The sequence below is a fragment of the Chryseobacterium sp. Mn2064 genome, assembly GCF_049319685.1.
Lineage (GTDB): Bacteria > Bacteroidota > Bacteroidia > Flavobacteriales > Weeksellaceae > Chryseobacterium.
In genome coordinates this window covers 796,020-809,195 of record NZ_JBMOUE010000001.1, presented here as the reverse complement: position 1 = coordinate 809,195, position 13,176 = coordinate 796,020, and the positions used below count along the sequence as shown (strand labels likewise).

The following is a 13,176-nucleotide window of genomic DNA, read 5'->3' as shown; positions in this document are numbered from 1 at the left end:
TCATGATAAATGACCATACAGAATGACATTACGACATTATGCATTCAAAAATGTGCCATTCAATAGTTCAAATGGCCTCCTGACTCCATAACAAATACTACAAATTTCTTATAGAAATCTGCAATAATACTGATCGTGTAGATATTTATTTGATTATTTCTGGGAAGCTTCTTCCGCTTCATCCATCAGTTTAATGTAATTTGCATATCGTGAATGCTGAATTTCTCCAGTTTCGAGCGCATCAATAACGGCACATTTAGGCTCATTAATATGAAGACAATTATGGAATTTACATTCTTCTCTCTTTTTGAAAATTTCAGGGAAATAATGCTGCACTTCTTCTTTTTCGATATCGATCATGGCAAATTCCCGAACACCAGGAGTATCAATTACATTTCCTCCAAAGTGCCAGAAATGCATTTGTGCAAAAGTCGTAGTGTGTTTTCCTTTTAAATGAGTATCTGAAATTTCAGAAGTTTTCAGATTCAATCCTGGTTGCAGTGCATTCACCAAGGTTGATTTTCCACAACCGGAATGGCCAAAGAATACAGAAGTTCTATTTTTAAGTAGTTCCTGAAGCTGATCAAGGTTTAGTTTTGAGTAAGAGGAAATTTCCAACGTTTCATAGCCAATCTGCTGATAAAGAAATTCTATATCTTTTACAATTTCAATTTCTTCTTCATGAAGAACGTCAATCTTATTGAATAAAATCAGCGGAGTAATATTATATGCTTCACAGCAGGCTAAGAACCTGTCCAGAAATCCTAAAGATGTTTCGGGATATTTCAGAGTAAAAATAAAACAGGCCAAATCAATATTAGAAGCTATAATATGAGCTTCTTTTGAAAGGTTGACAGATTTTCTGATCAGGTAATTGGTGCGTGGCTCAATTTTAGTAATCCAGGCAATATCATCCTGTTCCAATTGAAATTCAACAAAATCTCCCACAGCCAAAGGATTGGTAAGTCTAGTTTTGATGAGTTTAAATTTCCCTCTGATTCTGGCCTCGAAAATTTTATTAGTTTCCAATTCCAAAACCTGATACCAACTGCCTGTAGATTTAATGATTTTTCCTTTCATAGATAATACTCGGTGCAAATATAAGAAATTAGGGCTTAGAGTTTAGAAAATAGGGGAAAACAAATGTGATATTACCTCCTAAATTCTAATTCCTAAGCCCTATAATTTTGATGTACAGAGAAAAAACGGAGTTTAAATTCTCGTCTTTATGCTCTCTGATGTGTCATCTATTTCTTATCGATCATAATGTTATTCTGAACTTCAATAGATTCTTCGTGAATCGCTTTGAAAACTTTTTCAATAAACTCATGAGACATTCCTGTTTCTTTAGCTTTTTGATTTGCGTATTCAGTAATTACTTTCCAACGTTCCGGCTGGAAGATCGCAATATCATTTTCCTTTTTAAGTTTACCGATTTTTTCAGAAATCTTCATTCTTTGAGAAAGCAGTTCAATAAGCTGGAAATCAAGATCAGAAATCAGTGTTCTGTGTCTTCCCATTTCTCCTTCGAAACCACCAAGATCTGTACTTCTTACTTTCAAATTACCAATCAGTTCAGACAATACTTCAGGAGTAATCTGCTGTGAAGCATCACTCCAAGCTTCATCCGGGTTACAGTGTGTTTCAATGATAGCACCCTGGTATCCAACGTTAAGCGCTTCCTGAGTGATATCTGCCAATCCAGTTCTGTTTCCACAGATGTGAGACGGGTCAATCAGCATTGGAATATTCGGGAACTGGCTCTTAAAATCAAGCGCGATCTGCCAGTTTGGGTTATTTCTGTATTTAGTTTTTTGGTATGTGGAGAATCCTCTGTGAATTGCCCCTAAGTTTTTAATATCCTGACCTAAAAGCCTTTCCAAAGCTCCAATCCATAATGCTAGATCCGGATTAACAGGGTTTTTCACGAATACCGGCTTATCTGTACCTCTTAAAGCCATAGCTATTTCCTGTACTGTAAAAGGGTTTACTGTGGAACGAGCACCAATCCAAAGAACGTCTACATCTGCTTCTAAGGCAGCAAAAACGTGGTGAGCATTAGCAACTTCCGTAGCTGTTTTAAAACCGTATTCTTCTTTTACTTTTTTTAGCCAGTTCAAACCGATCACTCCTACTCCTTCGAAACCATTAGGTTTGGTACGCGGCTTCCAGATTCCTGCACGGAAAACGGATACCTGAGCATTGGATTCTTTAATTCTTCTGGCAGTTTCAAGCATTTGAGCTTCACTTTCTGCGCTACATGGTCCTGCGATCATTAAAGGTTGTGTAAGCCCACTGATCCACTCGTTTTTTAAATCTTTTAAATTCATATTCTAAATTTTATTGTTTTTTAAATATTTGTTTAGTTCACAGCAATAGCCCTTTGATTATAAAATTAATTTTATAATTCTTTTCAAAAAATGCCGTTCAAAATTGTTTAAAGGAATCAGGAAAATGAAAGGGCTCTACTTCTCCTGTATTTTTTGGAAAGAAATTTTATTAACAGTACCAATAAAATCGGTAATACGTTCTAAAATTTCTAAAATAAGAAGCAGAAAAGCTAAAATAACCGCTAAAATAATTAGCGGGTGCAAAGAAAGACAGATATGTATTAGATAATTTTTCCATTTTGTTCTGGAAATGTCTTTGTTTTAGCGTTTCTTACTATAATTTGTTTTTGTGGAAAAGTTATTTTTCGCAGAAAACTTTGACAAAGATATAAAAATTATGTCAAATCAAACTTCATTAAATCATCAAGATCTTTCAAAAGTGGATTTTTTTCTATAAATTTTTCGAAAATCTTTCTCTTGGTAACGACCTCAATCTTCAGATTTTCAACGTCTCTCACGTATTCTACCTCAATAATATGGTTCTGAACTTTTCTTCTGAAATGATTAAAAAATTCTCCACTTATTTTATCGAATTCTACTTTTGCAGAGTCGGAAGGGAATAGAACTTTGATTTTATTTTCTTCTGCCTTTACCAATTTGAAGGTTTTTACAGCATTAAAAACAAAATTATTTTTTACCTGAAGTTGTTTTAGCATAATTTTCCATTCTACCTGGAGATCGGTATCTGTAAAATGGTTTTTAGGAAGGGTTTCAGTTTTTACAGCAACATTTTCTGTTGTCTCTACTTTTTCTTCCTGATTTAAAAAAGAATTGATGCTGAAGCCAGAAGAAATTCCCGATCTGGAAAGTGGCTTTGTTGTCTTTTGTGCGACAGAAGTTTCCGGAGCCTTTTCTGATGATATAGGCAGTTCGGTTTTTATTTCTGGTTTTTCCTGAATCTTTTCAGGGATTTTCACTTCCTGCTTCTCACTGAGAAACGGGGCCAGTATTAGGAATTTTTTTTTTTAGTTACGTCTGAATTTGCAGTCAGCGAAGCCAATTGCATCAACGCAATTTCAACCGTAAGTCTTGGGTTTTTGGAGTTCTTATAATTAATATCCGCATGATTACAGATTTCAATGCCGTCTATCAATTGTTGGGCGGTCCATTTCTGTGCCTGCTCTATGAATTTGGATTTTGTTTTTTCTCCTACTTCAATAAGCTCCATTGTGGAAGTATTCTGTGCCATCATCAGATCTCTGAAATGATTTCCCAGTCCGGCAACGAAAATATGAGGATCAAAACCTTTTTTTACAATCTCATTAAATGCAGAAAGTACTTCAGGAATTTTATTTTCCTTAGCAAAATCTACAATATTGAGATATTGGTCATAATCCAGAATATTTAAAACTTCTGCAGCTTTGGCAAGTGTTATATTCTTTTGGGAGAATGTAGAAAGCCTGTCGAAAATGGAAAGTGCATCTCTAAGTGCCCCGTCTGCTTTTTGAGCAATGAGGTACAATGCATCATCTTCGTACTGGATATTTTCTTTTTGAGCAATGTCTCTTAAATGCGCCTGAATCCCTTCAATCGTAATTCTTTTGAAATCATAAATCTGGCAGCGGGATAAAATTGTCGGGATAATTTTATGTTTTTCTGTAGTAGCCAGAATAAAGATCGCGTGAGCAGGCGGCTCTTCAAGAGTTTTAAGGAAAGCATTGAAGGCAGCAGAAGACAGCATATGCACCTCATCGATGATATACACTTTATACTGTCCTACCTGGGGTGCAAAACGTACCTGATCTATAAGTTCTCTGATATCGTCTACTGAGTTATTGGATGCTGCATCCAGCTCATAGATGTTATAGGCGAAACCGTCTTCGGAGACAGATCCGTCTTTCTCATTGATCTTTCTGGCCAGAATTCTGGCACATGTAGTTTTACCCACACCACGAGGACCGCAAAAAAGCAATGCCTGAGCGAGCTGATTTTCTTCAATTGCGTGTTCTAAAGTATCCGTAATATGGGATTGTCCTACTACCGTATCAAACTCCTGAGGACGATATTTTCTTGCAGATACTATAAAATTTTCCATTGGTCAAAAATAAGAAATATAGTTTTAATTTGAAAATTAAAAGTTTTCCAATTTTAAACAAAAAAGATATTTCTGCTTAAAATTGGAATTTCTAATGATCATTACTTTTGGTAAGCAAAATCTATAATCTCTACAATAGCTTTTTCAATTTCGGATCTACCCTCTTCGTTTTTCATATCCAATCCACAGAAAGTACTTCCGTTGGCAGCGGTATGAATATTCAGATAGTAAGCCCCTGAAATAAGTAAAGCCATGATAGCTCTAAATCTTTTTGCCTTGTCTTCGCCAAAGTAAGGATCTGTAATATTTTTAAACATCACATCCCCCATTTCTTCACGCTCATCAGCTAGTTTCCTCAGGATTGGCTTATGTTCTGAAAGTTCCCAAAGAATAATTTTCTGAAGTTCCTTATTCTTTTTCAAACTTTCAAATTGATTGATTAAAGCAATTTTAGACAGTTCTTTTCCTCCATCTGAAAGATCGATTTCAGTACCGCCTGCAAGGTTATTGCTCCAGTAATCCTGAGATTTGATATACTCATCGATCAACTTATCTGTACTCCCGAAGTACTCGTAGATCAATTTCTTATCAAAACCAGCTACTGCTGCAATTTTGCTTACTTTTAGGCCAGAGTAACCTTTTACTCTTAAAATTTTACCAACTGCGGCCAACAGTTTCTGTTTGGTCTTCTCCTTATCTCTGATAGGACCCTGTACAACTTTCCTAGGCATGGTTGTTATTAAATTTTTTTGCAATATGCAATTTATTATTGATATCTTCAAATGCATTTAGCGTTTTGTCCAAATGTTTTCTCTCATGAGTGGCCATTACAGCCATTCTGATCCTTGCATCTTTTCTCGCTACTGCGGGATATAATATGGGATTGGTATACACTCCGTGTTGTATAAGGAGCTTCCCTACATCTCCAGTTACGTTAGGGTCTCCTATTTTCACCGGAACGATTGCAGAACAGGTATTTCCTGTATCTAATCCTATATCATTTAATCCTTTTTTAAAGTAACTTATATTTTCCCAAAGTTTATGACGCCATATTGGTTCTTCATCCACTAATTCGATCGCTTTGATAATTCCCATTGTAGATGGCGGTGCAGTAGCAGAAAAAATCTGCTGACGGGACTGAAACCTTATAAAGGCTGCCATTTTTTTATCACAGATCACATATCCGCCTAAATTCCCAAAGGTTTTACTGAATGTTCCTGTAATAAAGTCTACTTTATCAATCAAATCTGCTTCTTCCAAAGCTCCTCTTCCTGTTTTACCAAGAATTCCTACCCCATGTGCGTCATCTACCATTAAATAGGCATTATATTTTTTTACCAGGTTGTAGATCTCTCTCAAAGGAGAAACATCACCGTCCTGTGAATAGATTCCGTCAATAATGACCAATTTTGTACGGAACTTATCTTCTGATGTCTTCAAAATGTGTTCCAAAGCATCAAGATTATTGTGAGGAAATGTTTTGGTGTTGGTATAAGCACACCCCTCATGTACACTGGCGTGCACAGCCATATCTATAATTGCGATATCTTCTTTTTGTAATAAAATCTGAAGCGTTGCACTATTGGCGGTATATCCGGTTGTAAATATAACAGCTTCTTCCTGTTTTTTCCCAAAGAAAGATGAAATTCTTTTTTCAAGGTCATCATGAAACACAAAGTGTCCTCCGATAAGGGGCGAAGCTCCTGCTCCTGTTCCGTATTTCTGAATCCCTTCGATAGCAGCCTGCTTTACTTTTGGATGCTGGGTAAATCCGAGATAATCATTGGAAACGAAGCTTACGTAATCTTTCTGTGTATTTTCTATGTCTACATTCATAACAGAGCTGCATCCTGAATTGTTTTTCAGTCTGTAATTCATATGGCCGTTGGATTTCATATAATCCAGGAACTCATAAAATATTTCGGCTCTATCTACCATATCAAAGTCTGGGATATTCTCGAAATCCCTAAATGTTGCTGTTGTGAAATTGATGCTCATCCTTAATCTTGTTTGTTGTGGTTTGAAAGCGCAAATATATGTTTATTTAAAGGGCTTAAGCTTCATGAGAAAATTAAATATTATTAATGGCACAACATTTTTTTTCTTATGATCTGGAAACCAAACGAATTCACATATTTCACGCTTTTTATAAAGAATTTTTTAATTGAATTATTTAGTTTTTCTTATCTAAATTTAAGAAAAAAAAACAAACAATAAAACAATATCGATACATAAAAAATAAAATTTTAAGACAATTTATCACAACAACCTCATTTATAAAAGATTATTTTCATTTATTTTCTCAATTTTATACATTAAAAAAATATTTTGCATCAAAATAGACTTTTCGTATGATTTTTTTCAAAGCCAAACACATCACAACCAACTCATTTATAATAATATACAAAAATTACTCTTTAAAAGCGATTACATTTTGTTGGAAATCCTATATTCTCCTGGTGTAATGCCTGTTATTTTTTTAAAAAATTTTGAAAAGTTAGATGGATCATAGGTAAAAAGTCGTGCAATCTCAGCTACAGATTCATCTGATGAAGCAAGCATTTTCTTGACTTCCTGAATAATTTTTTCATCATAGAAATGACACGGATGTCGTCCCGTTTCTTTTTTCACGGTATCTGTAAGATGTTTATGGGAAATGGCTAATTCTCCTGCAATCTCATTAACTTCCATAAACTCTGGTATACTTCCTGAAATAACATCCTGAATATGCTTATCCAAAAAGTCAAAGTATTGGTGTGTGATCTCTTCACTTCTTTTCATCTTGTATTTTTTTCAATCAATTTATAAATGTAAGAATAAGAAATAAATAATATGATGAATTTCATAAAAATAACACACCCAAGCATTTAAGAAAGTTGCTTGTTTAAATATAATTCCGGATTTTAGTTTTTTTTCGAAAGGTTTTAAATGAAAAACTCCTTTTTTATATAAAGAATAAAAGCAAAAGATCTCTTAAAGAGTTCCTTTGCCTTTGGGAAAAATCGTTTGTCTTCTTAGAATCATTATTTTGTAATAGAATAAGTCTCTTTCGTAGGGCTTAGAAACTTTTTGCAAAAGTATCAATATGTTCTGAGCCTTTTAAAAATTTCCTGTAGAATTAAGATTTTCTTCGTGTCAAATTTTTACTACACTAGAATTGATCTTTTCTGTATATCGCAAAGAAAAATACTTTAGTGATATTTCAATATTAGCAGCTATTATTTATCTAGTTTTTAAGCATAAAATATAAAAATCAGCGAATTACGAGATTCATGCGTTATTGGGCTTATTTGAAATAATGTTTGAAAAAAAATCACTATTTATAGAAATATTATTAAGTAAAACTAATTTTATATTATTCACTATAAATAGACATATAGAGAAGCGTAAGTAAAAGACTACCTCAGATACCTGTTTATGTCTATAATTTGATTATTTTTACATCACGAAAACAATATAAAAAACACAAAAATGCCAAGAAAACTCAATGACAAAAATTTATTTTCAATCGTTCCTAACCATTAAAAAGACTTTGACGTGTAAGAAAACTATTATTAACCGCTCTTTGTAATAACAGAGAGTATAGATCAGTTTTTCACATATGAGGGTTTGGGCATTGTTTTTTGCTTGTTTATATTTACATATTTCCGGACAGCGCCATACATCTTTATGGTACAATATAGACAATGGATTGCCCCAAAGCAGTGCAAAGGCTATTGTTAAAGATAAGTATGGGTTTATATGGATTTCTACAGAAAACGGACTGGTTCGGTACGATGGCAGTTCGTTCATTACTTTCAACAATTTTAAAATCAACAATCTGCACTTTGGAGAATTTACAGGTGAACCGATGATGGACAATATTACGGTTCTGGATAATTTTCAGATGAGTAAGATCATCATAAAAAACAGGTTTCCTTCTTTAGCACAATCTCAAAAGAATTTTGAAAACAGTTCTTCAGAAAGAAAGACTCCTTTCCGAATTGTAAATAACAATATATCATCCAGCTTTTATGATGATACTCAATATTATATAAAGTTTAAAAATTCTCAATACGTATTCAAAGAAAAAAATACGGTACTCTATCAAGACGAAAAAGGGCAGGAAGTCAAAATAACAATCCCTTTTTCAAATAAAGCGCTGAATCATGTTTTTGCATTTGGTGAAACCCTTTTTATAAGTGATCTGAAATCCAGAAAAACTTATGTTCTTGATAAAGGAAAGCCCAATCTTCAGGAAAAAGTAAGTCTTTTTAATGATCCGGAAAGCAAAGTATATTGGCAGCAGATCACCAATCAGACTTTTATTATTAATCATAATAATATCTATTTCGTAGATTATAAAAGGGGGCAACTTACCCTTACATTTCTTACTCAATATGATGAGATAGGAAGCCATTCTTATTGTTCTATGTTTTATGATAAAGATTTTAACAGGCTTTATCTGGGAACTCTTAATAATGGTCTTAACATTCTTAATCTTTCCAGTTTTTATGTAGCAAAAAAGGAATCAGATTTTTCCAACAATGTTTATTTTGCCTCTCTCCCTTTTGATAAAAATACAATTATAACTGAAGATGGAACCGTATTCGGGAAGAACGGTATTGTCAATCAATTTTCGTTTGGAAATAACGATAAGCATCTGATGATGTACGACAATTACAGTAATATCCTGATCCGTAAAAGAAATAGTATTATTAGGTTTCATAAAGATTCGGAATACAGAAAAAAAGATTCTACGCAGATACAACCGGGATTTGAAAATTTCTTAAAAAGCGGAAATCTTTATGCTTCAACGTTTTCAAATAATTCAAAGCACCAATTACAGATCTCAAAAAGGGATATTTTCAGTTCGCCTGAGCTAAACTATCAGTTTAAAAGTTCTATCAATACTTTTTATCAATACAGTGATCAGGAAATTTTGACAGGTACTACGGATGGACTATATTCTGTTGTATTGAGGAATAATACCATCACTCCTATTCAAAAGAATATTGATGTAAAAAGTATTCTTAAAACGAAGGATGGGCTGATCTGGATAATGACCAATAAGAGCGGATTTTATCTGTTGAAAGATCGCCAACTCATTAAGATGCCAAATGACAGAAATAATTTCCTCCAATCGGCTCATCATATTCTGGAAGATCGAAAAGGTTCTTATTGGATATCCTCTGACAACGGACTTTTTAAGGTTCCTAAAATACAACTGCTGCAGTATGCTTCGGACAGAAAATCACCCGTTTTTTACTATCGCTTTACCAAAAAAGACGGCTTCCTGACCAATGAATTTAATGGAAGCTCAGAGCCCAATGCTTATGAATTGGAAAACGGAGAATTTGTATTTCCTTCTATGGACGGTTTTGTATTTTTTAATCCGGACAGCATCCAAACTTATTATCCAGGTAAGAACGATCTTTATATTGAAAGGGTAAAAATCGGAAATTCTGACACGCAGTATTTTCACAGAACGCTTTCCCTTAAAAATGATTATAGAACGGCAGACGTTTTTATTGACATTCCTTATTTTTCTAACCTGGAAAATCTTTATCTGGAAGCGAAAATATCCGGAAGGGAAAATACGGACTGGGAACCGGTTGCAACAGGAAAAGAATTAAAATACACTATCAGCAATCTCAGTCCGGGAGATTATACTCTCAGCATCAGAATGTTGGTATCTGCGGAGGGAGAATATCTTGAAAATAAAATTAATTTTAAGATTGAACCGCTTTTTTATCAGACTTTATTCTTCAGAGTATCTGCTTCCGTAATCATTCTTGTTAGTATTATGATCATTGTTCAACTGATGACTAATTTTTTGAGGATAAAAAACAAAGCACTGAAACAAATCGTCCGCAATAAAAATTCAGAGTTAAAGGAAACTTCTCTTACCCTTGAAGGTGTAAAAAGTGAGTTACAAAAAGAAACAGAATATCAGAAAAAACTGGTGGAAACCATTAGCCATGACATCACAACGCCCATCAGGTTTATTGCTATGCTTTCTCAGAAACTTTATGAATCGGATGATCTGGAGCTACAGAAAAAATATTTTGACAGTATTTATAAATCGTCTGAGCAGCTTTATCAGTTTACGCTGAATTTGAAGGAATATACAGAGCTTTATAAGGCTGAAAACATTTTTGAGGAAGAAGAATATCCTATCAACAGAATTCTGGAAATCAAGAAAAAACTATTCTGGGAAATTGCCAAAGAAAAAGGAACCAATATCATCAATACCACAAAGGGAAATCCTTATTCCAAGATAAATGAAAGTATCATAACCGCTATTATTCACAACATTCTTGATAATGCAGTTAAAAATACTTTTGAAGGAGAAATTATCCTTAATATTACAGAAAATAACCAAAAAACGATCATAACAATAAGTGATACGGGAGCAGGAATGTCTGAAGACCAGATCAATAATTACATGAACTTATTCCGAAACCCTAACCTGGAAACTCCGAGTTTTAAAGGAAAGGGACTTGGACTTCATATGGTTATCCATCTTGTTAAAAAAATTAAAGCAGAAATCAGTTTTACCTCCAACACTCCCAAAGGAACAATTGTAAAAATAACACTCAACAAAAACTAAATTATATATGAATGACAGAATCTTAATCGCGGATGATCATTATGTTGTGAGAGCTGGTACTGCTCTCGTTCTGGAATCTGCCTACCCTACACTTACAATTGATTTTGCAGAAGACTATGAACAGGTAAAACAAATGCTGGCCAATCAATATTATAATCTCCTTATTTTAGATATTGATATGCCCGGAACTTTATATAAAAAGATGATTTCGGAGCTTAAAAGTATTCAGAGCACGATAAAAATCCTTGTCTTTTCAGGCTATGATAAAGATGTCGCCATTCAGTACATCCGCGAAGGAGCTGAAGGATATCTAAACAAACAAAGCAGTGAAGATGAAATAAAAAATGCCGTAAAAGCGGTGATCGAAAAAGGATATTTCTATCCTGCCGAACTGATAGGACTTATTATTCAGAACAAAAGAGACAATCCTGCAGAAAAGCTTTCATCGCGTGAATATGAAATTTTTAAACTTCTGGCAGACGGCAACGGAAATCTTGAGATCGCCAACAAGCTCAACATCCAAATGTCTACCGTGAGTACTTACAAAAAAAGAATTTTTCAGAAACTTGATGTAGGAAATATTGCGGAGTTGATCAAAGCGTACGAAATGATGCACTAGTAGGTTTTTGATCTAAAATAACTGCTAATCTTCCCTATTGATGTGTTTTGCCAATAGAAATGATTGAAACAATGATTTTTACATTCAAAAAATAATCCGGAAATTTGTAGGAGTAAACTATTCTGTTCAATCTATGCATTTTAATTGCAAAAATCATGAACCTATCTGAAAAAGCTGACCAGGGAAGCCAACGTTTCCGGTATATAAAACTTTGTATTTTCTTTTCCGGACTTTCCGTATTTGCACAGCTTTATCTTTTTCAACCGATGTTGCCTATGGCTGCGGAACATTTTAAAGTTTCCGTGGGCGATACTTCATTGCTTGTATCTTCTTCTACCATAGGAATGGCATTGGGACTGCTGTTTTTCGCTTTTAAAGCAGACAGCTATTCAAGAAAAAGTCTGATGGTATTTTCTTTGATTTCTTCGGCATTACTCACCATTATTTCTACCTGGATTCCCAGCCTCAGTCTTCTGATCGCGATTGGCGTATTGAAAGGCTTCGTTGTTTCAGGCGTTTCGGCTGTTGCTATGGCGTATCTCACAGAAGAGCTAAGTGCACTGGCTGTTCCCATGGCGATCAGTATGTATCTCAGCGGAAATACGATTGGAGGAATGAGTGGCAGAATATTGGCGACCCTTATTGCAGGAGAATTCGGATGGCGTAATGCAGTGCTGATGATAGGAATTGAAAGTTTATTATTAGGTCTTGTTTTCTGGAGACTGTTTCCTGAATCAAAATTCTTCAATCCGCAGAAGACAGATTATCATCTTAAGGTAAAACAGATGCAGTTCTTCCTTACCAATCCTTATATGCTTCGTTTATACTTCATTGCGGCGTTACTTATGGGAGTTTTCGTGAGTGTTTATAATTATTTGACTTTCAGACTAGAAGACAAACCTTTTTCTTTAAGTCATTTTATCATTGCTTTTATCTTTCTGATGTATACTTTCGGGGTGTTTGGAACAATGATCGTGGGAAGACTTTCTAGAAAATTTTCAACGAACGATATTTTGAAAGGCTCGATTCTCTCTATGCTTACAGGGGCGCTGTTATTGCTCTCAGAAAATATTTATATCCTTATTTTCGGGCTCGGGCTTTTTACCCTTTCATTTTTTGCGGCCCACACAATGGCCAGTCAGATGACCGCCCTCTATGCCAAACGTGGTAAATCTTCAGCCACTTCCATTTACTGGCTGTTTTACTACTTTGGCTCAAGTATCCTTGGAAGTGGTACCGGTTATATTCTTCATGCCTATTCGTGGAATGTTTTCATTGCTGTGCTTATGGTATCCGTTGTTATTGCGCTTATTCTGGCCACCTTCAATACTTCCAGAGAAAAGAATAAGATATAGTACCACACACATACCACATTTTTAAACAGAAAGAATTGATCAATACCCTTCACAGGCTTTATTTCTTAACATTTTATTCATTTCCACTCTAAAAAATTAACATAATATTGACTAAAACCCGGCACGACATTACAGTGCAGGGCATAGTATTTGCTTTTCACTAAGAACCATTTTATCATTAAAAA

General features: G+C 34.4%; 10 protein-coding genes. 3 read left to right on the top strand and 7 right to left on the bottom strand.

The genetic code is table 11. The annotated features are described in order from the left end of the window. Positions 1–153 precede the first annotated feature (153 nt). The 7 genes from rsgA to ACL9RH_RS03465 all read right to left on the bottom strand — a co-directional run bounded on the left by rsgA (position 154) and on the right by ACL9RH_RS03465 (position 7,206). Positions 154–1,080 (bottom strand): ribosome small subunit-dependent GTPase A, encoded by a 927-nt coding sequence (rsgA, locus tag ACL9RH_RS03495; protein ID WP_422691952.1) that lies wholly within the window; start codon positions 1,078–1,080, stop codon positions 154–156. Positions 1,081–1,247: 167 nt separating this feature from the next. Next, complete coding sequence (locus ACL9RH_RS03490) at positions 1,248–2,330, bottom strand: chorismate mutase (protein ID WP_422691951.1); 1,083 nt, start codon at positions 2,328–2,330, stop codon at positions 1,248–1,250. Between the two features lie 395 nt (positions 2,331–2,725). Beyond that, the gene (locus ACL9RH_RS03485; protein WP_422691950.1) at positions 2,726–3,307 is read right to left on the bottom strand and encodes a hypothetical protein; all 582 of its coding nucleotides are present in this window, start codon (positions 3,305–3,307) and stop codon (positions 2,726–2,728) included. Between the two features lie 32 nt (positions 3,308–3,339). Further along, complete coding sequence (gene dnaX, locus ACL9RH_RS03480) at positions 3,340–4,425, bottom strand: DNA polymerase III subunit gamma/tau (protein ID WP_422691949.1); 1,086 nt, start codon at positions 4,423–4,425, stop codon at positions 3,340–3,342. A gap of 101 nt (positions 4,426–4,526) precedes the next feature. Beyond that, positions 4,527–5,156 (bottom strand): TetR/AcrR family transcriptional regulator, encoded by a 630-nt coding sequence (locus ACL9RH_RS03475; protein ID WP_422691948.1) that lies wholly within the window; start codon positions 5,154–5,156, stop codon positions 4,527–4,529. Next, entirely contained in the window at positions 5,149–6,423 is a 1,275-nt protein-coding gene (locus tag ACL9RH_RS03470) for an aminotransferase class I/II-fold pyridoxal phosphate-dependent enzyme (RefSeq protein ID WP_422691947.1), read from the bottom strand. Before ACL9RH_RS03470 ends, ACL9RH_RS03475 begins: the two co-directional genes overlap by 8 nt. Before the next feature lie 429 nt (positions 6,424–6,852). Further along, positions 6,853–7,206, bottom strand: a complete 354-nt coding sequence (locus ACL9RH_RS03465) for a helix-turn-helix domain-containing protein (protein WP_422691946.1) — start codon at positions 7,204–7,206, stop codon at positions 6,853–6,855. Positions 7,207–8,026: 820 nt separating this feature from the next. Between ACL9RH_RS03465 and ACL9RH_RS03460 the strand changes: the two genes are divergently transcribed. From ACL9RH_RS03460 to ACL9RH_RS03450, 3 genes are all read left to right on the top strand, one after another. Continuing rightward, positions 8,027–11,017: a sensor histidine kinase gene (locus tag ACL9RH_RS03460; protein ID WP_422691945.1), complete on the top strand. Its 2,991-nt coding sequence runs from the start codon at positions 8,027–8,029 to the stop codon at positions 11,015–11,017. 7 nt (positions 11,018–11,024) lie between these two features. Then, complete coding sequence (locus ACL9RH_RS03455; protein ID WP_422691944.1) at positions 11,025–11,636, top strand: response regulator; 612 nt, start codon at positions 11,025–11,027, stop codon at positions 11,634–11,636. 155 nt (positions 11,637–11,791) lie between these two features. Beyond that, complete coding sequence (locus tag ACL9RH_RS03450) at positions 11,792–12,991, top strand: MFS transporter (RefSeq protein ID WP_422691943.1); 1,200 nt, start codon at positions 11,792–11,794, stop codon at positions 12,989–12,991. Positions 12,992–13,176: the final 185 nt, after the last annotated feature.

What these genes read in the sequence shown, in the direction of transcription:
- rsgA (WP_422691952.1), bottom strand. Translation starts at nt 1,080, where the DNA reads ATGAAAGGAAAAATCATTAAATCTACAGGCAGTTGGTATCAGGTTTTG.
- ACL9RH_RS03490 (WP_422691951.1), bottom strand. Translation starts at nt 2,330, where the DNA reads ATGAATTTAAAAGATTTAAAAAACGAGTGGATCAGTGGGCTTACACAA.
- dnaX (WP_422691949.1), bottom strand. Translation starts at nt 4,425, where the DNA reads ATGGAAAATTTTATAGTATCTGCAAGAAAATATCGTCCTCAGGAGTTT.
- ACL9RH_RS03475 (WP_422691948.1), bottom strand. Translation starts at nt 5,156, where the DNA reads ATGCCTAGGAAAGTTGTACAGGGTCCTATCAGAGATAAGGAGAAGACC.
- ACL9RH_RS03470 (WP_422691947.1), bottom strand. Translation starts at nt 6,423, where the DNA reads ATGAGCATCAATTTCACAACAGCAACATTTAGGGATTTCGAGAATATC.
- ACL9RH_RS03465 (WP_422691946.1), bottom strand. Translation starts at nt 7,206, where the DNA reads ATGAAAAGAAGTGAAGAGATCACACACCAATACTTTGACTTTTTGGAT.
- ACL9RH_RS03460 (WP_422691945.1), top strand. Translation starts at nt 8,027, where the DNA reads ATGAGGGTTTGGGCATTGTTTTTTGCTTGTTTATATTTACATATTTCC.
- ACL9RH_RS03455 (WP_422691944.1), top strand. Translation starts at nt 11,025, where the DNA reads ATGAATGACAGAATCTTAATCGCGGATGATCATTATGTTGTGAGAGCT.
- ACL9RH_RS03450 (WP_422691943.1), top strand. Translation starts at nt 11,792, where the DNA reads ATGAACCTATCTGAAAAAGCTGACCAGGGAAGCCAACGTTTCCGGTAT.